Origin of the sequence: Aminobacter sp. UC22_36 (genome assembly GCF_044056035.1) — a bacterium.
In the GTDB taxonomy this organism is placed as follows: domain Bacteria; phylum Pseudomonadota; class Alphaproteobacteria; order Rhizobiales; family Rhizobiaceae; genus Aminobacter.
The window spans coordinates 3,811,716-3,837,969 of the sequence record NZ_CP171996.1; the positions used below are offsets into that span (position 1 = coordinate 3,811,716).

The 26,254-nt window shown below is 60.9% G+C and carries 24 protein-coding genes and 3 pseudogenes; 8 read left to right on the plus strand and 19 right to left on the minus strand.

The window, feature by feature from the left end:
• Positions 1 to 40: 40 nt before the first annotated feature.
• The 3 genes from ACHMW7_RS22105 to ACHMW7_RS22115 all read right to left on the minus strand — a co-directional run bounded on the left by ACHMW7_RS22105 (position 41) and on the right by ACHMW7_RS22115 (position 2,492).
• Positions 41 to 1,417 carry an ATP-binding protein gene (locus ACHMW7_RS22105; protein ID WP_395451410.1) on the minus strand — a complete coding sequence of 459 codons (1,377 nt, stop codon included), beginning with the start codon at positions 1,415 to 1,417 and terminating at the stop codon, positions 41 to 43.
• A 46-nt stretch (positions 1,418 to 1,463) separates the two neighbouring features.
• Positions 1,464 to 2,129, minus strand: a complete 666-nt coding sequence (locus ACHMW7_RS22110; RefSeq protein WP_395447603.1) for a response regulator transcription factor — start codon at positions 2,127 to 2,129, stop codon at positions 1,464 to 1,466.
• A 66-nt stretch (positions 2,130 to 2,195) separates the two neighbouring features.
• Entirely contained in the window at positions 2,196 to 2,492 is a 297-nt protein-coding gene (locus ACHMW7_RS22115; RefSeq protein WP_395447604.1) for a hypothetical protein, read from the minus strand.
• Positions 2,493 to 2,922: 430 nt separating this feature from the next.
• Between ACHMW7_RS22115 and ACHMW7_RS22120 the strand changes: the two are divergent.
• From ACHMW7_RS22120 to ACHMW7_RS22135, 4 genes and pseudogenes are all read left to right on the plus strand, one after another.
• A pseudogene (locus ACHMW7_RS22120) lies at positions 2,923 to 5,077 on the plus strand (transglycosylase domain-containing protein).
• Between the two features lie 112 nt (positions 5,078 to 5,189).
• Positions 5,190 to 5,774 carry a DUF1214 domain-containing protein gene (locus ACHMW7_RS22125; RefSeq protein WP_395447605.1) on the plus strand — a complete coding sequence of 195 codons (585 nt, stop codon included), beginning with the start codon at positions 5,190 to 5,192 and terminating at the stop codon, positions 5,772 to 5,774.
• A complete protein-coding gene (locus ACHMW7_RS22130) occupies positions 5,767 to 6,309 on the plus strand; it encodes a DUF1254 domain-containing protein (RefSeq protein WP_395447606.1) in 543 nt (180 codons plus the stop codon). The genes ACHMW7_RS22125 and ACHMW7_RS22130 overlap by 8 nt, the downstream gene beginning before the upstream one ends.
• Before the next feature lie 639 nt (positions 6,310 to 6,948).
• Entirely contained in the window at positions 6,949 to 7,959 is a 1,011-nt protein-coding gene (locus tag ACHMW7_RS22135) for a hypothetical protein (protein WP_395447607.1), read from the plus strand.
• On the opposite strand, the gene ACHMW7_RS22140 is transcribed toward ACHMW7_RS22135, so the two are convergent.
• The 3 genes from ACHMW7_RS22140 to ACHMW7_RS22150 all read right to left on the minus strand — a co-directional run bounded on the left by ACHMW7_RS22140 (position 7,946) and on the right by ACHMW7_RS22150 (position 10,336).
• Positions 7,946 to 8,293 (minus strand): DUF1491 family protein, encoded by a 348-nt coding sequence (locus tag ACHMW7_RS22140; protein ID WP_395447608.1) that lies wholly within the window; start codon positions 8,291 to 8,293, stop codon positions 7,946 to 7,948. The two genes, ACHMW7_RS22135 and ACHMW7_RS22140, sit on opposite strands and share 14 nt — an antisense overlap.
• Before the next feature lie 89 nt (positions 8,294 to 8,382).
• On the minus strand, positions 8,383 to 9,183 hold the full coding sequence (locus ACHMW7_RS22145) for a peptidoglycan-binding protein (RefSeq protein WP_395447609.1): 801 nt from the start codon (positions 9,181 to 9,183) through the stop codon (positions 8,383 to 8,385).
• Positions 9,158 to 10,336 carry a sensor histidine kinase gene (locus tag ACHMW7_RS22150; protein ID WP_395447610.1) on the minus strand — a complete coding sequence of 393 codons (1,179 nt, stop codon included), beginning with the start codon at positions 10,334 to 10,336 and terminating at the stop codon, positions 9,158 to 9,160. The genes ACHMW7_RS22145 and ACHMW7_RS22150 overlap by 26 nt, the downstream gene beginning before the upstream one ends.
• A 1,049-nt stretch (positions 10,337 to 11,385) precedes the next feature.
• Here ACHMW7_RS22150 and ACHMW7_RS22155 point away from each other — a divergent pair.
• Both ACHMW7_RS22155 and ACHMW7_RS22160 read left to right on the plus strand, forming a co-directional pair.
• Positions 11,386 to 11,730, plus strand: coding sequence for a DUF5330 domain-containing protein (locus tag ACHMW7_RS22155; protein ID WP_395447611.1), 345 nt, complete (start codon positions 11,386 to 11,388; stop codon positions 11,728 to 11,730).
• A 190-nt stretch (positions 11,731 to 11,920) separates the two neighbouring features.
• Positions 11,921 to 12,349, plus strand: coding sequence for a SufE family protein (locus tag ACHMW7_RS22160; RefSeq protein WP_395451411.1), 429 nt, complete (start codon positions 11,921 to 11,923; stop codon positions 12,347 to 12,349).
• A gap of 472 nt (positions 12,350 to 12,821) precedes the next feature.
• Here the strand turns inward: ACHMW7_RS22160 and ACHMW7_RS22165 are convergent, their stop codons facing one another.
• From ACHMW7_RS22165 to ACHMW7_RS22205, 9 genes and pseudogenes are all read right to left on the minus strand, one after another.
• Positions 12,822 to 13,247 (minus strand): MucR family transcriptional regulator, encoded by a 426-nt coding sequence (locus ACHMW7_RS22165; RefSeq protein WP_395447612.1) that lies wholly within the window; start codon positions 13,245 to 13,247, stop codon positions 12,822 to 12,824.
• A 266-nt stretch (positions 13,248 to 13,513) separates the two neighbouring features.
• Positions 13,514 to 13,888: a monovalent cation/H(+) antiporter subunit G gene (gene mnhG, locus ACHMW7_RS22170; RefSeq protein ID WP_395447613.1), complete on the minus strand. Its 375-nt coding sequence runs from the start codon at positions 13,886 to 13,888 to the stop codon at positions 13,514 to 13,516.
• Positions 13,885 to 14,200 (minus strand): annotated as a pseudogene (locus ACHMW7_RS22175) (cation:proton antiporter). The gene mnhG and the pseudogene ACHMW7_RS22175 overlap by 4 nt, the downstream one beginning before the upstream one ends.
• Positions 14,200 to 14,673, minus strand: coding sequence for a Na+/H+ antiporter subunit E (locus ACHMW7_RS22180; protein ID WP_395447614.1), 474 nt, complete (start codon positions 14,671 to 14,673; stop codon positions 14,200 to 14,202). The pseudogene ACHMW7_RS22175 and the gene ACHMW7_RS22180 overlap by 1 nt, the downstream one beginning before the upstream one ends.
• Complete coding sequence (locus ACHMW7_RS22185; RefSeq protein WP_395447615.1) at positions 14,670 to 16,232, minus strand: Na+/H+ antiporter subunit D; 1,563 nt, start codon at positions 16,230 to 16,232, stop codon at positions 14,670 to 14,672. Before ACHMW7_RS22185 ends, ACHMW7_RS22180 begins: the two co-directional genes overlap by 4 nt.
• A gap of 4 nt (positions 16,233 to 16,236) precedes the next feature.
• On the minus strand, positions 16,237 to 16,614 hold the full coding sequence (locus ACHMW7_RS22190) for a Na+/H+ antiporter subunit C (RefSeq protein WP_395447616.1): 378 nt from the start codon (positions 16,612 to 16,614) through the stop codon (positions 16,237 to 16,239).
• Positions 16,614 to 17,033, minus strand: a complete 420-nt coding sequence (locus ACHMW7_RS22195; protein WP_395447617.1) for a Na+/H+ antiporter subunit B — start codon at positions 17,031 to 17,033, stop codon at positions 16,614 to 16,616. The genes ACHMW7_RS22190 and ACHMW7_RS22195 overlap by 1 nt, the downstream gene beginning before the upstream one ends.
• 1 nt (position 17,034) lies before the next feature.
• Positions 17,035 to 19,348, minus strand: a pseudogene (locus tag ACHMW7_RS22200) (putative monovalent cation/H+ antiporter subunit A).
• Positions 19,349 to 19,506: 158 nt separating this feature from the next.
• Positions 19,507 to 19,875: an SH3 domain-containing protein gene (locus tag ACHMW7_RS22205; protein WP_395447618.1), complete on the minus strand. Its 369-nt coding sequence runs from the start codon at positions 19,873 to 19,875 to the stop codon at positions 19,507 to 19,509.
• Between the two features lie 115 nt (positions 19,876 to 19,990).
• Between ACHMW7_RS22205 and ACHMW7_RS22210 the strand changes: the two genes are divergently transcribed.
• On the plus strand, positions 19,991 to 22,090 hold the full coding sequence (locus tag ACHMW7_RS22210; RefSeq protein ID WP_395447619.1) for a S9 family peptidase: 2,100 nt from the start codon (positions 19,991 to 19,993) through the stop codon (positions 22,088 to 22,090).
• Between the two features lie 40 nt (positions 22,091 to 22,130).
• Here the strand turns inward: ACHMW7_RS22210 and ACHMW7_RS22215 are convergent, their stop codons facing one another.
• The 4 genes from ACHMW7_RS22215 to ACHMW7_RS22230 form a co-directional block, all read right to left on the minus strand.
• On the minus strand, positions 22,131 to 23,084 hold the full coding sequence (locus ACHMW7_RS22215; protein WP_395447620.1) for a c-type cytochrome: 954 nt from the start codon (positions 23,082 to 23,084) through the stop codon (positions 22,131 to 22,133).
• Between the two features lie 10 nt (positions 23,085 to 23,094).
• Positions 23,095 to 23,532, minus strand: a complete 438-nt coding sequence (locus tag ACHMW7_RS22220; protein WP_395447621.1) for a c-type cytochrome — start codon at positions 23,530 to 23,532, stop codon at positions 23,095 to 23,097.
• Between the two features lie 178 nt (positions 23,533 to 23,710).
• On the minus strand, positions 23,711 to 24,307 hold the full coding sequence (locus ACHMW7_RS22225) for a superoxide dismutase (protein WP_395447622.1): 597 nt from the start codon (positions 24,305 to 24,307) through the stop codon (positions 23,711 to 23,713).
• A gap of 107 nt (positions 24,308 to 24,414) precedes the next feature.
• Positions 24,415 to 25,293 (minus strand): branched-chain amino acid aminotransferase, encoded by an 879-nt coding sequence (locus ACHMW7_RS22230; protein WP_395447623.1) that lies wholly within the window; start codon positions 25,291 to 25,293, stop codon positions 24,415 to 24,417.
• 142 nt (positions 25,294 to 25,435) lie between these two features.
• Here ACHMW7_RS22230 and ACHMW7_RS22235 point away from each other — a divergent pair, with 142 nt between their 5' ends.
• A complete protein-coding gene (locus ACHMW7_RS22235) occupies positions 25,436 to 26,098 on the plus strand; it encodes a haloacid dehalogenase type II (RefSeq protein ID WP_395447624.1) in 663 nt (220 codons plus the stop codon).
• Positions 26,099 to 26,254: the final 156 nt, after the last annotated feature.

Here is a 26,254-nt window from a genome sequence, read left to right on the forward strand (position 1 = left end):
GAAATGGGGCCGATTCGGCCAGCCATTTCTCCAGCTGTTTCTATTGCACGCCGCGCAACTCAACGACGGCCTTCAATCCGCCCATCGTCGAGCGTTCCAGTCGAAGCGTACCGCCATACTCCTTTACCAGATCGGCGACGATGGCTAGTCCCAATCCGGTACCCGGCTTGGTCTCGTCGAGGCGCTTGCCGCGCTGCAGGGCCTCGCGCGCCTTTTCCTCCGGGATCCCGGGCCCGTCGTCTTCGATCAGGATCGAAAAGCGTGGTGGCTCCTCGGCCACTGGCGCCGCCATCTCGACGGAAACCCTCACCGCACTGTGCGCCCATTTCATCGCGTTTTCGAGCAGGTTGCCGACAACCTCTTCGAGATCTTCGCGCTCACCGGCAAACACGACCTCGCTTGCCGGCAAGTTCAGCGAGAACGTCGCACCACGCGAGAGCTTTTCCATCACCCGCACCATGCGCTGCAGCAGCGGCCCAACTGGCGTGCGATAGACAACACTTTCGCGCTGTGCCGCCACCCGCGCGCGCTGGAGATAGTGGTCGATCTGCTTTTGCATTGCCGCCGCATGGTCGGCGATGAGCTGCCCCTTGGTGCCGCCCAGTGCTCGCCCCTCGTTCAGCATCACCGCAAGCGGTGTCTTCAGCGAATGCGCCAGATTGCCGACCTGGGTTCGCGACCGCTCGACGATGCGGCGATTGTTTTCGATCAGGGCATTGGTTTCGTTGGCGAGCGGCTGAATCTCGGCGGGGAACCGCCCGGTCAGGCGTTGCGCCGTGCCCTCGCGCACCATGGCCAACGCATTGCGCACACGTGTCAGCGGTTGCAGGCCAAGCAGAATCGCGATCGCGTTGATCGCGATCATGCCCAAACCGAACAATGAGAGGTAAGTGAACAGGCGCCACTCGAAGCCGCGGATCTCGTCTTCGAGTTCGGTGCGGTTACCCATCACCCGGAAACGCGCGATGCGGTTTTGCGAATCGAGCACGAACTCGGTCTCGAAGACTTCGAGTTCTTCGCCGATGATGCCGCCGATACGGTAATGCCGCTGAAACTCGGCGTTGAATGGCACGTCGGCGACTTCAGGCGAAGCAATCGGCTCGGTCATCGAGGACGACCTGAGCTGCCCGACAAGCCCCTTGGAAACCGGCTCGACAGACCAATACCAGCCCGATTCAGGTTCGGAGAAGCGGAGGTCGCCGAGGTCGGGACCGCCGGTCAGCGTGCCGCTGTCTGACACACCGACAGAGCCAATGAGGTTGAAGAGATGCGCCGACAGCAGACTGTCGAAGCCGCGTTCGCTGGTCTGGCGATAGAGTGAACTGATGACGGTGAAGATCAAAGCAAAGGCCAGGATCGCCCAAACCGTCGAAAACGCGATGACGCGAAACGCCAGCGACTGCGGTCCGAGCCCCAGCGCGTAACGCTTCCAGCGCCCCAGTCGTTTGCTGAACTTTTCCGCCTTACGCCTCCGGCTCGCGCATGCGGTAACCCATACCGCGGACGGTTTCGATCATGTCGATGCCCATCTTCTTGCGAAGGCGCCCGACAAACACCTCGATGGTGTTGGAATCCCTGTCGAAATCCTGGTCATAGAGATGCTCGACCAGCTCGCTGCGGGATACCACCTCACCCATGTGGTGCATGAGGTAGGCCAGCAGGCGGAACTCGTGCGAGGTGAGCTTCAGCGGCACGCCATTGACGTCGGCCTTCGACGCCTTGGTGTCGAGCCTGAGCGGCCCGCAAGACAACTCGGACGAAGCGTGACCGGCGGCGCGGCGGATAAGCGCCCTCACCCGCGCCAGCACTTCTTCGATATGGAACGGCTTGGTGACGTAATCGTCGGCACCGGCATCGATGCCGGCAACCTTGTCGCTCCAGCGGTCGCGCGCCGTCAGCATCAGCACCGGCGTCTTGCGGCCCTCGCGGCGCCAGCGCTCGACGACGCTGATACCGTCCATCTGCGGCAGGCCGATGTCGAGCACGATCGCGTCATAGGGCTCGGTATCGCCGAGGAAATGCCCCTCCTCGCCGTCAAAGGCCTTGTCCACGACATAGCCGGCGTCGGTCAGCGCCTCTGATATCTGGCGGTTCAGGTCCTTGTCATCTTCGACGACGAGTATGCGCATGCGGTTTTGCGACCAGTGGAAAGATGACAGAGATATAGGCGATTCCGGCGTTACGGGAAATCCAGCCTAGTTGGCCGGCACGACGACCTCGACGCGACGCGGACGCTGGCCGTCCTTGGCGGGAACCAGCACCACGATCACGCAGACCGACTGTCCGCCCTGATTGGATTCGGACGCCCGTGCCAAGGTGCCGCCGTGCTGGTCGGCCACCTGTTGGCCAATCGAATAACAATCCGCGGCAGCCACAATGATCTCGCCACTTTCCGCAGAGCGCATGGGTGCTGCTGCCACTGAGGTGGCAAACAGACCAGCCGCGCAAAGCGCAGTCATGGCAGGCCGGAATATGGAGCGAAACGTTTTCATGCCCGGATTTCTAATACAGCAGTGCTGAACGTGGAATGAACGATGAATTCATGCAAACGCCCCCGATTGCAAGCCTGCTAGTTCTTGCCCATCCGTTGCTTGGCCGATACCGCATCGACCTTCGTACTCTCAACTCTCAAGCAGGACGCTCAGCGCGTGCCATCGCTCGTCCGCTTTTGCGACCAACGAAACCTCCATGTAGATGATTTGGGGATTTGACTGCCGGCGCGGCCCGTTTGGCTACACTTCTTTGACGATAGCCAGGCACTATCAAATGCGTTTTTCTTATCCCGTTGGTGTGTCCAACTTGCTCTTGTCGCGGCAACAAAAATCGGTGACAAGTCGGACATGGGCCGAGGGACGCGCGCCCTGAATTCGCCAGCAAAAGTGTTTTGGTATAAGCTGCAATCACGTGCCGGGCTCGTCTCGAATGGAAAATCCCATCGAACCACGCAAGAAGAGAGGCCGCATCGCGGCCGGCCTGCTGGCACTTGATGCCTGGCTCGACTCTTCTTTGTACGAACTCCGCTTCAGGGCGCAGCAGTTCTCGGGAAAGCTCCACCATCTTCTTCCGCCGTTTCCGCGTCAAAGGCTGGCGCCGCGGTGTCATCGAGGTCTTGAGCGAGTCATTCACAATGGCTGCCGGCGGTTCGGTGGTCATGCTGGCGCTCGCCATGCCGGCCTTCCAGGAAACCACAGGTAACTGGCGTAACCAGGACGACTTCGCCGTCACCTTCCTTGACCGCTATGGCAACGAGATCGGCCAGCGCGGCATCATCCAGCGCGACTCGGTCCCTGTTGACGAGATGCCGGATCATGTCATCAAGGCAGTGCTGGCGACCGAGGACCGGCGCTTCTTCGAACATTACGGCATCGACTTCCTCGGCCTTATCCGCGCCATGTCGGAAAATGTGCGCGCCAACTCGGTCGTCCAGGGTGGCTCAAGTCTCACCCAGCAGTTGGCCAAAAACCTGTTTCTTACCAACGAGCGCACCGTCGAGCGCAAGGTCAAGGAAGCCTTCCTGTCGATCTGGCTAGAATCGAACCTTTCGAAGAAAGAGATCCTGCAGCTCTATCTCGACCGCGCCTACATGGGCGGTGGCACGTTTGGCATCGCGGCCGCGGCCGATTTCTATTTCGGCAAGCAGGTCAAGGACCTCAACCTTGCCGAAGCGGCTATGCTGGCGGGCTTGTTCAAGGCGCCAACCAAATATGCCCCCCACATCAATCTTCCGGCCGCCCGCGCTCGTGCCAACGTCGTGTTGAGCAACCTCGTGCAGGCAGGCTTCATGACCGAGGGCCAGGTGCTGTCGGCGCGCCTGCATCCAGCAGACATCGTCGACCGTGGCGACCGCAAAAGCCCCGACTACTTCCTCGATTGGGCCTTCGACGAGGTCAAGAAGATCGCGGCGAAATCCGGCATCCACTCGCTGGTCGCCCGTACGACGATCGACATGAACATCCAGAAGGCGGCTGAAGAGTCGGTCGAGTTCCACCTGCGCCAGTTTGGCAAGGAATATCACGTCACCGAAGGTGCGGTGGTCGTCATTGAGACCAACGGCGCTGTCCGCGCCATCGTCGGCGGACGCGACTATGGCGCCAGTCAGTTCAATCGCGCCACCAGGGCGCAGCGCCAGACCGGCTCATCGTTCAAGCCCTACGTCTATGCCACCGCCATGGAAAACGGCTTCACCCCGGAATCGGTCATCTCGGATGGGCCGATCAGTTGGGGCGCCTGGTCGCCGAAAAACTACACCCGCGGCTATTCCGGGCGCATGACGCTTTCGACCGCACTGATCAAGTCGATCAACACCGTTCCGGTGCGGCTGGCCAAGGATCACCTGTCGATCCCGCCGATCAAGGCGATGGCCGAGGCTATGGGCGTCGAATCTCCAGTGAGTTCGCACAAGACGATGGTGCTCGGCACGTCCGGCCTGACGGTCATGGATCAGGCGACCGGCTACAGCGTGCTGGCGCAGGACGGCATGGTCGGTACCCGCCACGGCATCACCCAGCTCGTCACCCATTCAGGCCAGCTCATCTACGACTACAGCAAGGACGCGCCGCCGCCACACCGTGTGCTGTCCGAACAGGCGGTGGCTTCGATGAACTCGATCATGGTGCAGATCCCCGAGGTCGGCACGGCGCGCAAGGCAGCGCTTCCCAACATCCGCTCCGCCGGCAAGACGGGAACCACGCAGTCCTATCGCGACGCCTGGTATATCGGCTTTACCGGCAACTACACGGCCGCCGTCTGGCTCGGTAACGACGACTTCTCGACCACCAACAACATGACCGGCGGTTCGCTGCCAGCCATGGTGTGGCAGCGTTTCATGGCCTATGCCCACCAGAACATCGACCTGAAGCCGATCCCGGGCATCAAGGCTCCCTTCGTTGATCCGGCCGCAATCGCCAAGGCCGAGGAGGCCGCGAAGACCGGCCCGCAGCAAGCCGCAGATACCTCCGATCGCCCCCCGGTCCTTTCCAGCACGACCACGCGTGCTCTGCGTGACATCGCCGACTTCTTCGAAAAGGCGCCGGCAATCGCTGCGCCGCCCGAACCCGAGACGCTGTCTGCGTTGTGACGTCGCAAAGGTCAGGCCAGCACGTGTTCACCCAACAGTTGCAGCCTCTCCCCGCTTGCCTTCCAGTCAAAGAGCAGGATATTCCTCCGCCAACTCCATCCTGCGGCGGCTCATGCTGAAACAATCGCTCCTGATAGCTCTGGCCCTTGCCGTCGCGGTCGGCGGTGGTGCGGCAAGCGTGGGCATGGTGCTCAACTCACAAGAAGGCATCGGCGCCGTATCTGTCGGCCCATGGACGGCTTTTCCCGATATCGGCACGCCTGAAGCCGATCCCTACTCCAAGGCGCGCGTAGCGCGCGACGGCGTTCTTGCGCTCGGCCGCGCGGAAGGTCTCAGTTTTGTCGCGGATCGCGACTCCACCGGTGTCACGCTGAGAAGCGAATGCAGCTATCGCCTCGAGGGATCGCTGCCGGTTGCCAGGTTCTGGACGCTTTATGCGACAGACAGGGCGCATATGGCACTCAAGTCGGGGATACGTCGCGACGCTTCGTTGCATTCGCTGGAGGTGCTGCGCCAACCCGACAATTCCATCAGCGTTTCAGTCGGCGTACGGCCTGAACCGGGTAACTGGCTCGCAGTCGGAGGCGTCGGCGCAATGAACCTGGTGCTGACCCTCTATGACACTCCCATTGCCAGCAGTACTGGCCTGTCCGGCATCGAAATGCCGCGCATCGTCAGGGTTCAGTGCAATGCGTAGGCTTCTTCATGCACTGGCGATCGGGCTGTTAGGCGCAGGCATCGCCCACATCGTCATCCTGCTTTTGGTGCCCAGCTTTTCAGAAAGAGATGCCTGGTCGCGCCTGGCCATGGTAGCGGGCCCCAACAAGGTTGTCCGCCTCGACCAGGAGATCGGCGGGATGCCGGTGGTGAAGGCGCTCGATCCGTCCTTCTATGAAGCCGCCTGCCGCTTCGATCTCAATGAAGGTGTCGTGCGCATCGATAATGCCGGCAAGGTCCCCTACTGGTCGGCCTCGGTCTATGACCGTAGCGGGCAAAACATCTACAGCTTCAACGACCGCACCGCGACCGACGGCAACCTTGATTTCGTCGTGTTGACGCCGGCGCAGATGATCGACTTGCGCAAGGAATTGCCGCCGGAGTTCGAGAAATCGATCTTTGTCGAAACACCTATCGACGAAGGCATCGTCGTCGTCCGCGTCTTCGTTCCAGACGACAGCTGGAAGCCGATGGTTTCGCGCTTCCTTGACGGCATCAACTGCGACATCCAGTAAAAAGCCGGCATCCAGTCAGGCGCGCAATGCCTGCGCAGCGCAACCTACTGCCGCCGTCAGTGTCGCGGCAGCGGATCGTTGCGGCGGGATGCGTCGTTTCGCAACTCGCCTGCACTGGCAACCGGGCCCTTGGTTCGCTCGTAGCGTACGCCAGGAAAGATGATGATGGATGCTGAAGTTTCCGCTGTCCGGGGAGACCGGCGGATGGCCGCACGACGCGGCATGAATGACACAACGCTGCCCATGGTTCGCGATTTCCCTCTCGGTTCGACCGGAGTAAGCACGCAACGCCTCCGCCTCGATAAGGCCAGCAGAGAGTTAACAGTCCGTTACTGCCAAAGATTTGATTCAACTCCTGGCGTTGCCACTGCGTCTTTGGCACCCCCTTGATATCCGAGTGGCGTTAGAAGCGCGTGAAAGCAGCAGCATTGCCAATGCCGCGACCACGACGAGGTCCATTTGGTGAGCCTTGATAAAAAAACCTCGTAACTGATTGGTAACAAATGGATTCCTTAACGCGAGAGTTAACAGTGCGCTAACAAATCCTCGCTAAGTTTATATTCACCTTAGGGAGCCACGACGCATCCGCGTCCGACCGCTTCCAAGGCAGTGTCGAGTTTTTGTCAGGCGTACCCGTTCGTGTCAGCATCGGACTTCAGGCAAATTGCCATTGGACGCGAAACCGGGAAGCCAGAACGGCTGTTCCGGGCGGCGGTCTCGGCATTCTGCGCCCTGCCCCGGCCTTCACGCCGCGAGATCGCGCAACTGGAGGACCTCACACTCCCGCTGTTCGACAAGGTGTCGGTCGAAGCCCGCCGGTTCGTTGCCGCAGCGTTTTCCGAAAGCGAATACGCACCGTTTGGTCTGGTGCGAAAACTCTGTGACGAAAGCGTCGACATTGCAGCCCCGCTGCTTATCCGTTCGCCGCTTCTCTCAGATGTGACGCTCATCTCCTTGATCGGTCGCCACGGCCTGCCGCATGCACGCGTTATCGCGCGCCGTCCAAACCTGCACAAGACCATCGCCGACCTGATCAGGGTGCTCGAGCGCCCGCGCCTGGTCTATCCCGAGACAGCGGCGCTGGACGAAGCGCCGGCAGCCGCGGAAACCGGTTTGGCAGCAACTGCCCCGGCCGCGGCCATGCCCGGCGACCTCGTTCCTGGGCAACTCGCAGAGAATGTCCGTCGCCGGCTTCGCTCGATGATGGCGCCCAACGCTGCGCTTCAACCGGGACCGAACGAAGAGCAAGAACGCGCGCCGGCCTACGACACGCTCAGGGCGACCGCGCTCACAGGCAACGACACTTTTTTCCAGACCGCGCTTGCCAGTGCGCTGGAGATCGATTTTCAGACCGCCCGCTCGATCACCGAAAAGTCCGGATACTCTTCGCTTATCGACGCGCTCAAGGCGCTGGACCTTGCCGAGGAGCAAGCGTTCCTGCTCGCAGCCACGATCTTTCCAGGCCAATTCGCCCATGCCGAGTCGATCAGGCTGTTCCTCGAGCGCTACCGCGTTCTGCATCGCGATGTGGCGCTCGACCGCGTGCGTGACTGGAAGGCGGCGTCAGTCGGCGCCCGTATCCGCAGCAATGCCGAGCAGCCCAGAACCAGGTCTACCGGACCGAAAGGCAACCAGCTCAGGGCGTCGTAAGCGAAACCAGGTCTTTGATCTCGGTCTGGCCCGGCTCGATTTCGATCACCCAGATGTCGGGATCGAAACGGCGTTCGCGCTCGAGCCGCTTTTCAATCGCCGTTCCATCATCGTCGCTTTCAAGCAGGCTGAACTGGCGTTCTCCTGGCCGCGCCATGTCGTAGCTGGTCTGTGGTGCTGGTCCGTACAAATTCGAGCGGCCGAAGCGATCGCGGGTCAGGATGAAGACCGCGCCTGCCTCCAGCGCTCCACGATTGAGGATCGCTCCAAAGCCACCCTCGCCAAACACCCGACGCAGCAGGGCCGACACCCAAAAATCAGTGGTTAGACGCATAAGCCCGGCCCGCTCGCAGTTTCGACGAGGCCTCTATAGCGAGTTGAAATGCATGCGGACAGGGCAATCCGGCCCGAAGCCACCTGGCATCAGTTGGTCAGGCCGATCTCGCGCATCTTGACGTAGACGCCCGGATCGGGCTCGCCCGTTTCAGGCAAGCCGAAAAGGGTCTGGAATTCACGGATTGCCGCCTTGGTCCTTGCGCCGGGAACGCCATCGATCTCGATGCCGTCATTGCCAAAGGCCTTGAGCCCGGCCTGGATCTTCATGATCCGCGCGCTGATGCTGGCATCGGTCGTCGGTTCGAAGCGCGCAGGTACCGGAGCCGCTGCCGTCTTCGGCGTCGGCGCAGGCGTCGCTTGTGCGCGCGGCGTCGGCTTGGGCGCAATACCGGCGGTGGTTTCGGCAGCGCCGAGCTGTTGGAGCAGCGACGGATCGATCTCGCCAGTCGCGGCCAGACCGACTTTCTTCTGGTAGGCCTGGATGGCGCCGCGTGTCGCTGGCCCGTTCAGCCCGTCAACCGCCCCATCGTAAAAGGCAAGATCCTTCAGGATGCTCTGGACCTGCTCGATCCGTGGATCGCCCTGCGGCCTCACGACCTCAACAGCTTCCTGCGGGCGTTCGATCTTGATCGTGGTCTCGGGTGTATTTTCGTTCATGTCGGGAAACTCGACCGCTTCGCGGGTCGAGAAGAATGCGCCCTTGTGTGCATATGGCTGGTACCACAACGCATTCGCCGAGACATAAAACAGCGCCACCAGAAAGGCCGTCGAGCCGCCGACCAGAACCGGATTGCGTGCAATCAGTCCGCCAAGCGCCACGACGCCATCCTGCAGCGGGCTGCGCTCTTCAATGACCTGCCGTTTAGCTTGCTTTGCGGAGCGGGCCACTGCGCATCTCCTTGTTCCTGCCGGCAGGAAGCCTCATCAGCTCGCCCTTCGCAGGTTCAGGCCGGAAGGCCGGTCCCTCGATCGGCAGGCTGATGGTGACAGTCGTTCCTTCGCCCAGCGCACTCTCGATCGACATGGTGCCATCGTGCAGGGCAACCAGCCCCTTGACCAGCGACAGCCCAAGGCCTGTGCCTTCGAAGCGGCGCGTATAGTCGTTCTGGATTTGCATGAAGGGGGTGCCCAACCGCGACAGGTCATCCCGGGCAATGCCGATGCCTGTGTCGGACACCCAGAAGTGCAGACGCGAACCAAGACGCTTGGCGCCAATCTCGACCCTGCCGCCATCGGGGGTGAACTTCACCGCATTGGAAACCAGGTTGATCAGCATCTGCTGCACGGCGCGCCGGTCGGCCTTGACCTCGCCCGTGCCGGCAGCCACTTCGACAGCCAGGTCGAGCGCCTTGGCCTGAGCCTGCAATGCCAGCATAGAGGCGCACATGTCGACCGCCTCGCGGAACTTGAAAGGCTCCGGGTTGATCGCGTAGCAGCCCGACTCGATCTTGGTGACGTCGAGGATCGAATTCACCACGTCGAGCAGATGCTGGCCAGAATCGCGGACGATGCCGACATATTCCTTCTGGCGCGGCTCCTGAAACCCGCCGAACATCTCGTGCAGCAACATGTCGGAAAAGCCGATGATCGCGTTCAGCGGCGTGCGCAGCTCATGGCTGACGGCAGCGAGGAAGTTGCTCTTGGCAAGCTCTGCGCCTTTGACCGCGTCGGCTGCCTTGGCCAGTTGGTCACGCAGCTCCGCGACAGTGTCGTTGTCACGAATGATCGCAACAATCGCCTGACCTTCGGCCTTCATCAACTCGAGTGCAAATGGCCGGAAATTGTCGCCGGCATCGCCTTCATTCTGCCTGGGCAGGCGCAAGCGCAGTTCAACCTCGCGCAATTGGGCACCGTCGCGCATGTCCGCGAGCGCGCAGAGATAGCCGACACGATCCGCCACATGGATGCGGTCGAAAAGAGCCGTTCCCAGCAAGAGTTCCGGCTGCAGCCGCAGCATGGTCCGTGCCTGATCGGACACGTCGGTCACGTCGCCATTGTGGGCAACGCGCAGCACAACCGCCTTGAGGACCTTTTCCAGCATATCGGCCGGCGCTTCGTGCTGTTCAACGCGGCGATTCAGAAATGCAGCTGCGCGAGCAGCAAAAGTGGCAAGCCAGGCAACCGGCAGAAGCCAATGCCAGGCAGATATCGCTGCCCCCTCGGCGAAAGGCATGGCATCAAGGAAACCTTGAGACAGCAGAGCTACGACGGCTGCAATTGCTCCAAACATCGTCGCCTTGCGCGTACGCCACACCCACATCGCTTCCAGCGGAAGTGCTGCGACCAGAAGCGTCGCCGGCGAGGTCAGTCCGCCCGCAGCAGCTACGATTGCAGCGATTGCGGCCGTTGCGACAACCAGGGATGCCGCACCGATCTGCGTGGCCTTGCCCGTAGCGGCAATCAGCAGTGCAGCAAGCCAGCTCAGGCTGAAGGCGGCGAAAATGACAGCAAAGGTGGGCGCCGCGCCGAGAGTCGCTGAAACCGAGTCACGCCCGCCCCAGCCACGAGAAACGGGGCCGCCAGCAGCAGGCCGACGAGGCGTCTTTGGCGCGAACGCTCGGAGCCATCGGTCGACGGATGGACCAGCCGATCACAGCCGCCGGCCATCGCGCCGGAAAACTCACCGTATCTGGTCATGACAAAACTCAACGCTACGCACTCTTCCGTGGCTCGCTTTGCGGCTCTTCTGTAGTTGTCCCCAAACTCGCACCGAGCCTTTAATGAAGGGATAAAGCTGACCGACCGAAACCCGGCCACATGGCGAATATCGGGATCACAACGCCGACATTCGAGAACAGTTCTCGCCATGGTAAACGGGGGGTTATTTGCCGACTTGGGCCCGTCGAATCTGTCCCAAGCTCGCCCTCAGGCAGTTTCGCAATTTAAATCAATTGCTTACGAGTCTTGTGAGACATTGCCTTGGCGAACGGGCCCGCAGGCTGGGCCAGTCCGTTAAACTTTGGTGAAAAGCCTTCGCAAAATACCACCTTTTGCAGCAATCGCTCCTTCGTTCCTTCATGGCATTGTCGGCCCAACAAGATGTGAGGCCGCGAAACACAAACCGGCCCGCCAGACCACAAGAGGCACACCATGGGCTTTCTCATCAGGACCGCATTCTGGTTCTCGCTCGTCCTGCTCCTGCTGCCGCTGGGCACCGGGCCCGATGGCGAGAACAGCGTGAGCCCATTGCAGGCCATTTTTGCCGCGCGCGAGGCGGTCGGCGATATCGCCGGCATTTGCGAGCGCAAGCCCGACGTTTGCGAGACCGGCAAGGCGGCAATGCAGACCATCGGCGTCCGGGCCCGCGAAAGCGCACGCATCGCTTATGAGGCACTCGACCAGCAGTTCGGCAAGCCTGACACCGCCACTCAGACCGGCAGCGTGCCGGAAGTCCACAACGATCAGGTCGTCCAACCCGTGGCGCCGGCCAACTGATTCCTCTTTCGTCCCGCCCCCGCGCGCCAACGACACGCCACCAATTTTGGATCTGCCGTCGGACTTGCCAATATCGACCCGATTTGGCACCGACACGCCAGGCCCCACCGCAGGTCGCCCGCCTCTGGCGCCTGTGGTGTCTTTCTTTTTTCGTGACGGGCAGCGGCGCTGCCACTATATCCAAGGCATCATGACGACCTCGATCGACACCATCCGCGACGACTTCTCATTCCTCGACGAATGGGAGGACCGATATCGCTATGTCATCGACCTGGGCGAAGCGCTTCCATCGTTCCCTGAAAGCGCCCAGACCGACACCAACAAGGTCCAGGGCTGCGTCAGCCAGGTCTGGCTGGTGACCCATCAGGGCGACGGCGCCGACCCGGTCATCCGCTTCGAGGGCTATTCCGATGCCCATATCGTGCGTGGACTCGTCGCCATCATGCTCGCGCTGTTTTCCGGCCATCGTGCCAGCGAGATCAGGGCCATCGACGCCGAGGCGACCCTGAAGGAGTTGGGCCTCAACGAGCACCTGTCGCCCCAGCGCGCCAACGGCCTGCGCTCGATGGTCAAGCGCATCAAGCGCGACGCCGAGGCAGCGCTCCACCAGGTCGCCTGAGCCCCTGTCATCACAATCCGGGGCAGCCCTCCCCAACGCAGCATCTTGCGGTCCCGACCAGCGCCGTCGCCTGGATTGCAGTGACGTGCCAGCACGCAATGCAGGGTCCTTCAGAGGAAGTTGTAGCGTCAATAATAAGAGGCACCCTGAGCGAGCTTACCAACGCTCGGCAACGGGCTGCCTTGCAGCGCTGCTGCGGGATCGCGCTTTCGAGTGGATTTCGAGCAGAGCCGGCATAGGCATTGGGCCCTGCTCAAGCGGCTCGAGCGGGTAATCGCCTGCGAGCGGTTGAGCGGCGTTGATCGCCGCCGGAGCTATGAACTCAATCACCTCATGGCGCTCAAGCAGTGCGACCGGCTCAAGCGCGTCTTTCCTGGCCACCGGCAAGGCTGTCGCTGCTGTCGCGCCGTATCAGGCCAAAACGCAATGCGGCGCCCGAAGGCGCCGCAAGCCGAAAATCTTTCGAAGAGCGTTACTTGGTCTTGCGCTTGCGGCCCAGGCCCATCTTCTTGGCGAGTTGCGAACGCGCAGCCGCGTAGTTCGGCGCCACCATCGGATAGCTGGCGTCGAGGCCCCACTTCTCACGATACTGGTCCGGGGTCATGTTGTAGTGCGTCATCAAGTGACGCTTCAGGGATTTGAACTTCTTACCGTCTTCAAGGCAGATGATGTAGTCGTCATGCACCGAGCGCTTCGGATTGACGGCCGGCTTCTGCTTGTCGGCAGGCGGCGTCTCGGTGACATTGCCAACGCGGCCAAGGGCTGCGTGGACATCTGCGATCAGGCCCGGAAGTTCTCCGACCGGAACTGGATTGTTGCTGACATAGGCGGCCACCACATCGGCGGTCAACTCGATCAGCGTGTCGTTGTTGGTTGCAGGCGTTTCGGAAGTATCCATATGCTTAGGCCCCAATGTGACTGGATGTTTTTTTGCCCGATGTTGCGACCGGGATGCGGTGCGTTCTTGTATCGCAAATTGCCTTTGCGACTCGCACTCCATCACTTTAATGAGCCTGTCCACAGAACAAGTCAATTCACTATTCTTTGTGAACTACAATAACAATGGCTTCAACACATCTCTAACAAATGAACCTTTTTGATACGGTATCGTTATCGCATGAGATCAATTTGGACAACGCTGAAAGTTGTCCCATAGGGTCATTGTCAACGATCAGCTCCAATCGGGCCGTTCTTCTTTGACTCCGTTACCGTTTCAGCCAAATCGTCGTTCACAGAGCCTCGCCACATGCGATAACCCGCCGAATAGGCCGCCTTTGCAAGCAAATGTGCAGCGATGGGGGCAGTCAGCAAAAAGAACACAACACCAGCCAGCGCACGTAATGTTGTGGCGAATTCGCCGATATGCACAGCAAGTGCAATCAACATGAAGCAGGATCCCAATGTACCGGCCTTCGAGGCTGCATGCATCCGCGTATAGACATCAGGAAGGCGTAACAATCCGATAGACGCGGTCAGTGCAAACAACGCGCCGACGATGATGAGAGCTCCGGCTAGATAGTCGCCAACGCCATCGATCATGGCCGCTGCTCCTTGGCTTCTTCTTTTTGAGCGTCGACGCCACCACTCATCACAAAACGGGCGAAGGCGACGGTGGCGAGGAAGCCGACGAGGCCGAGCGCGATGGCGACGTCGACATAAAGTGTGAAGCCGGAACGCACGCCGAGTACGGCAATAAAACCGATAGCAACGGCAACAAGCATATCGAGCGCGAGGATCCGGTCGGGCAGCGACGGCCCCCCTCACGACGCGGACCACCACCAGCAGAAACGAGATGGTGAGAATGCCAAGCGCAAAGATCGCGCACATGTTCAAGAAAGCAGCTCCAGACATTATCGGAATGCCTCCAGTATTCTGCGCTCGAAACCCTGACTGATGTCGCGCCGCGCCTGTTCAGGGTCAGAGCAGTCCATTCCGTGCACGAACAGCGTGCGCCGATCATCTGAGACATCGACCGACAGCGTGCCAGGCGTCAGCGTGATCAGATTGGCGAGCAGGGTGATTTCGAAATCCCGGTCGACCTTCAAAGGATAAGCAAAGATGCCAGGCTTGATGTCCATGCGAGGCGACAGCACCACCCTTGCAACCCTGAATGCCGACAGGATCACTTCCTTGATGAACAGCGCTATGAGCAAAAGCAACGCGATGGGGCGGATGACGGCCTTTGTGGCCTGAAGCTGGTCGCGCACCAGAAACAAGACAATCCACCCGATTACAAAACCAAAGACCAAATTGGGGATCGAGTAGCTACCCGAGATGGCGACCCAGAAAAAGGCCAGTATCAGTTCGTTGCGGAACGGAATCATGATCCTGTCCCCGTCGGGAAGACCGCATGTACATAGGCCGATGCGTCAAGCAATCCGCTGGCGGCGGCCGTTGCGATGCGGATGAACGGCTCTGGGACAACCCCCATCGCAAGCATCGCCAAGGTCAGCCCCCCCAAGGCACTGCAACCGAGCACCGACATCGAGCCTGTAGCCGCCGTTTGTGCACCGGGAACCTCGATACGCCAGAATGCCAGGATGAATACGCGGCCGAGTGCGATGGTGGCCAGGAACCCGCTCAGCAGGATCGCTGCGGCGATCTGCCATGCGCCGCTGTCGAGTGCCGCCCGCACCAGCATCACCTTGGGCCAAAGCCCAGAGCCAGGCGGCAAGCCGGCGACCGCCAGCGAGATGATGAAAGCAAGCAAGGCGAGAAGCGGGCTCGCACCGTAGAGCCCTGACAGCTTGTGAAGCGAAAAGCTTCCGCCACGCTGGCGCATCAAACCGCCAAGCAAATAAAGCGCCGACAGCGCCAGCATCGAATGCAGCGCGTAGAATATCGCCCCTGAGAGCCCGCCATTGCTGCCGAGCGCGATGCCAGCGAGCATGATGCCGACGCCTGAAATGACCAGGAACCCGGCGATCCTGCGGATGTCGGACTGCGCCAGGGCGCCGAGCGCGCCGATCAGCATTGTCGCAACCGCCACCCAGCCGATCACTCCGGCGAGCGCCGCGCGCTCGACAGCAAAGATCATCACCAGCGTGCGCAGCAACGCATAGATGCCAACCTTGGTCAAAAGCCCGCCAAACAGCGCGCCGGTGATGACCGGCGGCGTATGGTAGGAGGCCGGCAGCCAGAAGTTGACGGGAAAGGCCGCCGCCTTCATGCCGAAGGCGAGCAGGAAGAGCGTCGCCAGCGTCATCAGCGGGGCGGCTTCGCCGATCTGTCCTGCCTTGGTGGCAAGGTCCGCCATGTTGAGCGTCCCGAAGGTTCCATAGAGATAACCGGTGGCGATCAAAAACAGCGTCGTGCCGACGAGATTGAGGATCGCATATTTGGTGGCGCCGTCGATCTGGGCCTTTTCGGATCCCAGGATGAGCAGGCCAAAGGACGAGATCAGGAAGACCTCGAACCAGACATAGAGGTTGAACATGTCGCCGGTCAGGAAAGCGCCGCTGACGCCTGCCATCATCAACATCAGGAATGGATAGAAGCCGTAGCGGCGGCCCGGTGTGTCGACATCGCGCACCGAATAGGCGCAGCAGACAAGCGCAACGAGCGCCGCCGTCAACGAGAAAGCAGCGCCCAACGCATCGACGGTGAAAGAGATGCCGAACGGTGGCAGCCAGCTTCCCATGGTCATGGAGATGGGCCCCTCGCCCAGCACACGCTGCAGCAAAAGACTGTTCGTGCCTACCATGGCCGCGAGCACGGCAAGCGCCAGCAACGCATGCCAGCGAATGTTGTGCCGGATCATCAGCAGCACCGCACCCGCAACGATCGGCAGCAATACCGGTGCGATGATCAGCCAGTCGGCCGCGGCCACCGGCCCGGCAATCATCGCTGCGGCCTTGTCGACGACCTCGCCTTGCACAGCCATTCGTTCAATACCCCATCGGCGGCAGGCCATCGTCGGCCGGTTCGGCAACACGCATGCCGTCGGTGTCGTCGGTGCCGATCTCCTGGTAGGCGCGATAGGCAAGCACCAACAGGAAAGCGAAGAACGAAAACGAAATGACGATTGCTGTCAGGATCAGCGCCTGCGGCAACGGGTTGGCCACGGCACCTGCCGGCACATCAAGCCCCTCGGTGATGATCGGCGGCACCTCGCGCATGAGGCGGCCGTTGGTGAAGATCAGCAGATTGACGGCGTTGCCGAACAAGACGACGCCGAGAAGAATGCGAATGATGTGCCGCGACAGCATCAGGTAAATGCCGGCAGCGAAGAACAGGCCAACGAGGATTGCGAAGACGGCTTCCATCAATCGTGCTCCCTGTCTTCGAGGGCGAGCGCGATCGAGGTGAACGATCCGACCACAACGAGATAGACGCCGATGTCGAAGACCATGACCGTCGACAGGTCGACGCTGATGCCGAAGAGGCTTGGCGCGCTCCACAATCCCGTCAGGAATGGCACGCCAAACAGCAGCGACGGCAAACCGGCAACAGCGGATGCAAACAGCCCGAAGCCGGCAATTGCCATGGGATGGAAATAGAGCGCGCGACGTACGGCAGGCACACCGAAAGCAATGCCGTGGATGGCGAAGGCCGATGCCGCGATCAGGCCGCCGGTGAACCCGCCGCCGGGCTCGTTGTGGCCGCGCAGCAGCACGAACACCGAAAACATCAGCATCAGGCCGGTGAGAAAGGGGGTCGCGGTCCTGAAGATCAGCGTCTGCATGCTACGCCTCCTCGGCCACGGTCGCGCGCACTTCCGTCTTCTTCGAGCGGATGCGCACCAAGGCCAGGATCGCCAGGCCAGTGACCATCACCACCGCGATCTCGCCCAGCGTGTCGAGGCCGCGGAAGTCGACAATGATGACGTTCACGACGTTGCGGCCATGGGCGATCGTCTTGGAATAGGTGCTGAAGAACTGCGACAGCCGGTCATCGAACGGCAGTTGCGTCACTTTCAACAGCAGCAAGGCGAAGCCAACGCCGCATGCGCCGGCGATGATCATGTCCGCCAGCTTCTGCCCGAACGGCCGGTGATCGGTTGGCGCCAGCCTGAGACGCGTCATCACCAATGCGAGGATGACCACCGACAGCGTTTCGACCATGAACTGGGTGAACGACAAATCCGGCGCGCCAAACAGCATATAGAGCAAGGCGACCGCAAAGCCCTGGATGCCAAGTGAGACGATCGCCGTCAGGCGACTGCGCGCATGAACCACGGCCGCAACGCCAATGACCGCAATGGCCAAGACACCCCATTCATAGAAGCGGAACTCGGGGATGCCTGGCATCGACGGTAGTTCGTCAAACAGCATCATCGGCAACAAAAGCGCCACCGCCACCGCCGCGAAGGTGACGGTCATGTAGATGTCGAGGCGGCCATTGTGGATGACGCGGGTCAGGCCAGTGGCGAGGCGCAGCAATCCGCGCAGCACCTGGTCGAAGCCCTGGTCCGGTCCCCCAGCCGATGATCCTGAGTACGCCAGCCATTGCTGCGCGCAGCCGGTCAAGCCCGAGATAGGCTGCGATGCCCAGCGCAACGGTAAGCCCCGAAAGCAGCAGCGGCACGCCCGGGTGCGGAATTGTCGAGATCGTGACGTCGATAGCGCTTCCGGCAACGGCACTGGCAGTCGGCGATGAGAAGAACGGGTGTACAATCGGCGAGGCAAGTGCTGCCGCAAGTCCGGCGACACCAAGCACGACCGGCCCAAGCCACAACGATATCGGCCCCTCATGCGCGGCCTTCGGCGTTTTTGCCAACTCGCCGATGAACGGCCGAAGCGCAACCGCAAAGCCGATGGCAAACATCAGCGCATTGCCGCAGATGGCAACGACAAGCAACGCGGCCTGCCAGCCTTCGGGCGAACCAAGTGCGGCGTAAATCTCTTCCTTGGCAAGGAAGCCGAAGAACAACGGCAACCCGCCCATCGAAAGCGCTGCGAGCATCGCCGCCGTGAAGGTGATCGGCATGGCTTTGCGCAGACCGCGCAACCTTGTGATGTCGCGTGTACCCGTCTCATGGTCGATCAGACCGGCGACCATGAACAGCGCGCCCTTGAACATCGAATGCGCGATAAGATAAAGCGCCGCCGCCTCTATCGCCTTGTCGGTGCCAAGACCGGTCAGCATCACCAGGAGCCCGAGCGAGGCGACGGTGGTGTAGGCGAGCATCAGCTTGAGATCGGTCTGGCGCACGGCCAGCAGCGTGCCAATGGCCAGTGTGACACCGCCAAACAGCGGCAGGATCGTTTCCCAGGCCGCTGTATCCCCCATGACCGGGTTGAGCCGCATCACCAGATAAACACCGGCCTTCACCATGGTTGCCGAGTGCAGATAGGCCGAAACCGGCGTCGGCGCCTCCATGGCGTTTGGCAGCCAGAAATGGAACGGAAACTGCGCCGACTTGGTGAAAGCGCCGCCGAGCACCAGCGCAAGCGCAACAAGATAGAGCGGGCTGTTGCGCAGGATATCGCCGGAGCTGAGCAGCGACGAAAGCTCGTTCAAACCGGTCACCTGCGCAATCACCAGCAAGCCCGCCAGCAGCGAAAGCCCGCCCAGGCCGGTCACCAGCAGCGCCTGCAGCGCCGCGCGTCGCGAGGCTTCCCGGGCATGGTCGAAGCCGATCAAAAGGAACGACGTGATCGACGTCAACTCCCAATAGACGAACAGCATCAGGAACGAATCCGAGACCACCAGCCCCAGCATCGCACCCATGAACAGCAGGATGAACGAGAAAAACCGCCCCTGATGCGGGTGGCCTTTGAGATAGCCGCCGGAATAGATGACGATCAGCGTACCGATACCCGAGATCAGCAGCGCAAAGGTCAAGGACAGGCCGTCGAGATACCAGGAAAAACGCAGACCGAGGCTTGGCGCCCAGTCAAACCCAGCTGAAACAGCAAATCCGGAGCCGACAGTCCCAAGCATTCCGGCGAAATGCACGAACACAAGCAATGGAACCGCAGCAAGCACCCAGCCGGCATTGTGTTTCATCACGCGGGTCAGGAGCGGAGCGAAAAGCGCGCCGACAAATGGCAGCATGAGGATAAGGAAGGTCAGCGCGCAGGCCCTCTTAGTGTCTCACGTTATTACAGCTAGGGCATAGACTCCCGGCCACGTGGGGGCAACCCTGAACGGACCTTGTCAACGACAAGTGTCGCCTTCAGCCGACCCGGAGCTGGACTGTCGTCAACATCCGGTCAATACGGCGTGATGTACTTGCCGTAGACCCAGCCGGTCACGAAATGTCCGTTCTGGGCAGGGTCATGCCAGACCTGGCACCAGCGATAGCGGATCCGCTGCTCCTGCTTCCAATCAGGCAGATGCGAGATGTCCCGCAGATCGACGCCGCCTGTGCATTTGCCGGTCATCTGCAGCACCATGCCATTGGGATAGGCAGCCTGCTTCTGTGAACCGTTGGAAGGGTATTTGCGGATGTTGAGTGTGTCGCCAAACGGAACATCGGCCACCTGCCAGGCGGCAAACGCCGCCGCATGGGATTGGCCGGCCAGCAGCCCGACAGTCGAGGCAACGACAACTGCTGCGGTAGCTTTCAAGAACATGTTCATCTCCCTCCGGCAGGACCGGTCAATTGAAACGTTGACGAACACTGCAACTCAGCCCTTGAACCCGCCCTGATCGGCGTGTTCATTCGCCATTCAAGATTCACCCATGCGAGACGTAATGACCAGACCTGCCATTTTCGCCGATATCGCCCCTCCTTCGACGGAGAAACGACCCGTTTCCGACACGCATCACGGCATCACGCGCGTGGACGAATATGCCTGGCTGCGCGCCGACAACTGGCAGGAAGTTTTCCGCGATCCGAGCCTGCTCGACCCTGATATCCGCAGCCATCTCGAAGCGGAAAACAGCTATCAGGCGGAGTTGATGGCCGACACCGCCGAACTCAGGAAGAAGCTCTTTGAGGAGATGAAGGGCCGCATCAAGGAAGACGACTCCTCGGTACCGATGAAGGACGGCCCCTTCGCCTATGGCTCTTCCTTCAAGAAAGGCGGCGAGCAGCCGCGCTACTTCCGCGTCTCCAGCGAAGGCGGCCCCGAAGAAATCATCCTCGACGGCGACAAGGAAGCCGACGGCCATGCCTATTTCCGCCTCGGCGGGCTGGACCACTCCTCCGACCACCAGCGCTTGATCTGGGGTTTCGACGACAAGGGTTCGGAGTTCTACACGCTCAGGGTCCGGGACCTCGCCAGCGGTGCGGAACTTGCCGACATCGTTGGCGACACCGGTGGTTCGGGTGTCTGGGACGCCGCCAATGCCGGCTTCTTCTACACTCGCCTCGACCCCAATCACCGGCCGTCGAAGGTCCTCTACCATGCGCTCGGCACCGAGCCCGGTTCGGACCAGCTGATCTATGAAGAAACCGATCCCGGCTTCTTCATGAATGTCGGCGGCACCCGCAACAATGACTGGATCATGATCTCGATCAGCGATCATGAGACATCCGAATACCGCCTGTTCCCGGCCGCCGATCCGCTGGCGGCACCAAAACTGGTGGCAGCGCGCGAGATCGGCCTGCAATACGACCTCGAAGAAGGCGGCGACATCTTCTTCGTGCTGACCAATGCCGACGGCGCCAAGGACTTCAAGATCATGACCGCGCCGGTCAGCGATCCGGTGCGCACGAACTGGAAGGAACTCGTCGCCCATGAACCGGGCCGGCTCATCCTGTCGGTGATCGGCTTCAAGGATTTCATGATCCGCCTCGAGCGCAAGGAAGGGCTGCCGCGGATTGTTGTCCATGAGCGCGCCACCGGCGCCGAGCACCACATCTCCTTTCCCGAAGAGGCATTCTCCCTCGGCCTGTCAGGTTCTTACGAATACGACACCGACATGATGCGGTTTTCCTATTCGTCGATGACGACGCCGACGCAGTTGTTCGACTACAATATGCGCACGCGCGAACGGGTTCTGCTGAAAACCCAGGAAGTGCCTTCCGGACACAATGCCGACGAGTATGTCACCCGGCGGCTGATGGCCCCTGCAGCGGACGGCGAACTGGTGCCGATCTCGCTGATCCATCATCGCGACACGCCGCTCGATGGCACCGCACCATGCCTGCTCTACGGCTACGGCTCTTACGGCATGACCATTCCGGCGTCGTTCAACACCAACTGCCTGTCACTGGTCGATCGCGGCTTTGTCTATGCCATCGCTCATATCCGTGGCGGCAAGGACAAGGGCTACGCCTGGTATGACGACGGCAAGCGCGCGACCAAGACCAACACCTTCGCCGACTTCATCGCCACGGCTCATCACCTTGTTGCCGAGCGCTACACCTCGCACGACCGCATCGTCGCCCAAGGCGGCTCGGCCGGGGGTATGCTGATGGGAGCGGTCGCCAACATGGCGCCGGAGGCCTTTGCCGGCATCATCGCCGAAGTGCCCTTCGTCGACGTGCTGACAACCATGCTCGACGACACCTTGCCACTGACGCCGCCGGAATGGCCCGAATGGGGCAATCCAATCGCCTCGGAGGACGACTACAGGACCATCGCTGCCTACTCGCCCTACGACAATGTCGCGGCACTCGACTATCCGCCGATCCTGGCGGTTGCCGGCCTGACCGATCCGCGCGTTACTTATTGGGAGCCGGCCAAGTGGGCGGCGCGCTTGCGCGAACGCAAGTCGGGCAGCAGCCCGGTGCTGTTCAAGATCAACATGGATTCGGGCCATGCCGGCGCCTCGGGCCGCTTCTCACGGCTTGAGGAAGTCGCCTTCAATTATGCCTTCGCGCTGAAGGTGGTCGGGCGTGCCTAGCCATTGAAATGGGACCGGCGGCCTCTGGTCGCCGGTTTACTCAACCGGCCGGCTTTGGCTGTTGCGCTGGGTAGCCGTTGGCATGCCCGGGGATCGCCTTGAGGTAGGCGGCGATCGCCTCACGGTCCTCGGCGGTCAGCCTGGCCATGTTCTTCTGCACCTCGACCATGGTGCCGCCAACCGAATCGAACTCCGGCGTGAACCCGGTTTCGAGATAGCTGGCGATATCGCCCTCCGACCAGCCACTGATGCCCTTGCCTTCGGGTGTGATGTTCGGCACGACACCGTCGCCTTCGGCGGCTTTTGCACCGGCCAGCCACTGGCCCTTCTCGGATCCGCCGGCAAGACTGCGCGGCGTGTGACATTCACCGCAATGCCCTGCCCCTTCCACGAGGTCGCGTCCAAGCAAAACGTTGTCCGGCGTGCCGTCAGCAAATGCGACAGCGGGCTCGTTGCTGAGGTAAAGCAGCTTCCACAACCCCAATCCTCGACGGACGTTGAACGGGAAAGCGAGATCGTGGCCCGGCGCCATGCCGGCCACCGGTGGCAGTGACTTCAGGAAGGCATAGAGATCGGCAACGTCAGCAGGCTTCATCCGGGCATAGGATGCGTAGGGGAATGCCGGATAAAGATGCTGCCCTTGAGGCGATACACCCTTCAGCATGGCGTTGGCGAAGTCTTCGAGCGACCAGTTGCCGATGCCGTCATTGGGATCGGAAGAAATGTTCGGTGCCACGAAGGTGCCGAATTGCGTCTTGAGCTCGACACCGCCTGCAAGCTGCAGGCGGGCATCGCCTTCGGATTTCGGCTTGGCGTGGCATGAAGCACAGCCGCCGGCATCGAAAATGCGCTGCCCACGGGTGGCATCACCTGTTCCCAATGCCGCCAGAGCCTCCGGCCCCAGCTTCTCTGGCACCGTCAGCCACCAGAAGATTGCGGCCCCGGCACCGCCAAGCGCCAGAGCCGCAACAGCGAGTTTCCTGAAAACAGCCATCCCTAGGGGATCAGCCCTTCTTCACGCGGAATGCTTCATGGCAAGTGCCGCATGTCTGGCCAATCGTGCCCACTTGCGCCTTCAGCGCATCGATATCAGCGGCCGGACTTGCGACCGCAGCGGCCGTGACGGCCTTGAACTTGTCGACCTGAGCCTGGAACCCGGCCAGGTCTTCCCAGATCTTGGGCGAAGCGGTGGTGTCGCCCTGGTCGCTCCCGGCGGGGAACGATGCTGCCACATCGATCTTCTGGACGTTGTTATTGAGAGCCGTCAGGGCCGCGACAACCGCCGCCGCATCGAACGGCGTTTCGCCCTTCACCATTTTCACCAGTGTGCCGACTTGCTTCGCATTCTCCTTCATCACCGCCTGGCGATCAGCAATCACATCGGCGAATGCTGCGGTGGTAGCGAGCGCGAGCGCTGCAACGGCAAACACAATCTTTTTCATTAGGTCCTCTCTGGGTTGCAAATGCTGCCTAGGGCCAACGGCGAAACTGGCCGAATTCGTCCAGAAATTCTCTTCACGCTTCCGTGACTGTTAGTCTTTTTCAGACATTGTCACCCAAACGCAAAAACCCCGGCGCTGGCCGGGGTTTTCGTTCGCAACATATGAACCGAGGTTAGGCTCAGGCCTTTTCGTAAAGCTCGAGCACGTAATCCCAGTTGATCAGGCTGTCGACGAACGCCTCGAGGTATTTCGGGCGGGCGTTGCGATAGTCGATATAATAGGAATGTTCCCAGACATCGACGCCGAGGATCGGGGTCGCGCCGTGAACGAGCGGGTTCTCGCCGTTCGGGGTCTTGGAGATGGCGAGCTTGCCATCCTTGACCGACAGCCAGGCCCAGCCCGAACCGAACTGGGTCGTGCCAGCGGCGATCAGATCAGCCTTGAACTTGTCGTAGCCACCGAGGTCGGCATCTACAGCCTTCTGCAGCGCGCCAGGCAGCTTGGTGCCGCCGCCGCCCTTCTTCATCCACTTCCAGAAGTGGACGTGGTTGTAGTGCTGGGCCGCGTTGTTGAACAGGCCGGCGTTCTTGCCGAACGACTGCTTCACCACCTCTTCCAGCGACAGCTTGTCCATACCCGCTTCGGCAGCCAGCTTGTTGCCGTTGTCGACATAAGCCTTGTGGTGCTTGTCGTGGTGATATTCGAGTGTTTCCTTCGACATGAAGGGCTGCAGCGCCTCGTAGTCGTAGGGCAATTCGGGCAATTCAAAAGCCATGGATCATACTCCCTTGCTGGCAATTTCGCGGCATGACTATGCCGTCTACAGATAGGTCGTCATCATCGTGGAAACAGATGAGAGGTACTGTTTTTTCTTCGCTGCACTCAAGCCTTGCCGGTAGAGTGCGCCCACTCCCAATATAGCTCGCGCGATTTTTTTGCTACCGGTCCCGGCTGCAGATTTCGATCTTCGATGCGCGTCACCGGAACGACCTTGGAGTGGTTGCCGGTGGAGAAGATTTCGTCCGCTTCGAGGAACTCGCGCACCGACAGCGTCTTTTCGACGACCGTGTAGCCGCGGTCGGCAAGAAGCGACATTGTGCGGCTGCGTGTGATCCCGGAAAGAAAAGTTCCGTTCGGTGCCGGCGTGAAAACCTGGCCGTTCTTGACAAGGAAGATGTTGGACGAGCCGGTCTCGGCGACATTGCCCAGCATATCGAGCACCAACGCGTTGTCGAAGCCGCGCATCTTGGCGTCGAGAATTGCCCTGCCGTTGTTGGGATAGAGACAGCCCGCCTTGGCGTTGGTCGGCATGGTTTCCATACTCGGGCGGCGGAATGGCGACAGGCCGATCGAAAATCCCGTCGGTGGCAGCATCGGTGATTCGTAAAGGCACAGGCAGAACCTGGTCGACGCCGGGTCGGCCGGCACGCCCATATAGCCGCCATGCTCGGCCCAATACATCGGACGGATGTAGACTGCCGTCTTGCCGTCGAATTTCTTGAGCCCGTCCCAGGTCAGCCCGATGATCTGCTCGGGGCTCATCGTCGGTTTCAGACCCAATGCGATGGCCGAGGAATTGACGCGCCGCGAATGCGCTTCAAGGTCCGGCGCCACGCCCTCGAACCAGCGACCGCCGTCGAAAACGCTTGAGCCAAGCCACATGGCATGACTGCGCGGGCCAATGATTGCAACGTTGCCCTCATGCCAGTCGCCGTCGACATAGGTCCAGGTCGTCGATTGTGCAGCCGCCGCGAGCGTCATGATTTGGTTTCCCGTCGCATCTTGTTGACCGCGGCATCGAAAAGGCTTTGGCAGGCCTCGTCAACCAGCACGGGGCCGAAATGTTGGAGCCAGATGCTGGTTGCGCTTGCACTCGGCACGAAGCCGTCGGAAAACCATTGGCATGCGCCACGCCGCCTACATATTCGATGCCTATGGCACGCTGTTCGACGTCCACGCGGCTGTTCGCCGCCATGCCGCCGACATTGGTCCTGATGGCCAGCTCCTGTCCGAGATCTGGCGGGCCAAGCAGCTCGAATATTCCTGGGTCCGCACCTTGATGGGCGCCTATCTCGATTTCTGGCAACTTACCGAGCAGGCGCTCGACTTCGCCTTCAGCAAGGTTCCGTCAGTCGATCCGGCGATGCGCAGCAAGCTGCTCGACGCCTATTGGCAGCTCGACTGTTACCCTGAGGTTCCTGCCGTCCTGCGCAATCTGAAAGACAATGGCGCGCGGCTGGCCATCCTGTCCAATGGTTCGCCTGACATGCTCGAAGCAGCCGTGCGCTCGGCAGGGCTCGACCTGATCCTCGACGAAGTGTTCTCCGTCGACAGCGTCCGCCGCTTCAAGACGGACCAGTCGGTCTACGACCTCGTCGCCAGCAGTTGGCGCCTCTATCCCGAGGCAATATCGTTCCAGTCGTCCAATCGCTGGGACATTGCGGGAGCGGCAAAATTCGGCTGCCGTACCGTCTGGATCAATCGCTCCGACCAGCCGGACGAGTACCGCGACTTGCCTCCTTCCCTGATCCTGCCGTCGCTAGAAGGTTTAGTTACAATTGGTTAGCTAACCATAGGTCAGCTATGTTGCCATAACGCAACAGTGATTGGCGCGTCACAGCTTCGCCATGCTTTGTCCACCCTAAGGTCAGATTTTGACCGGCCTATCTCCGTGAGCGTTAAGGGGGCGCCGACCGTTTCCCTTGAATTCACCATTTCTTTC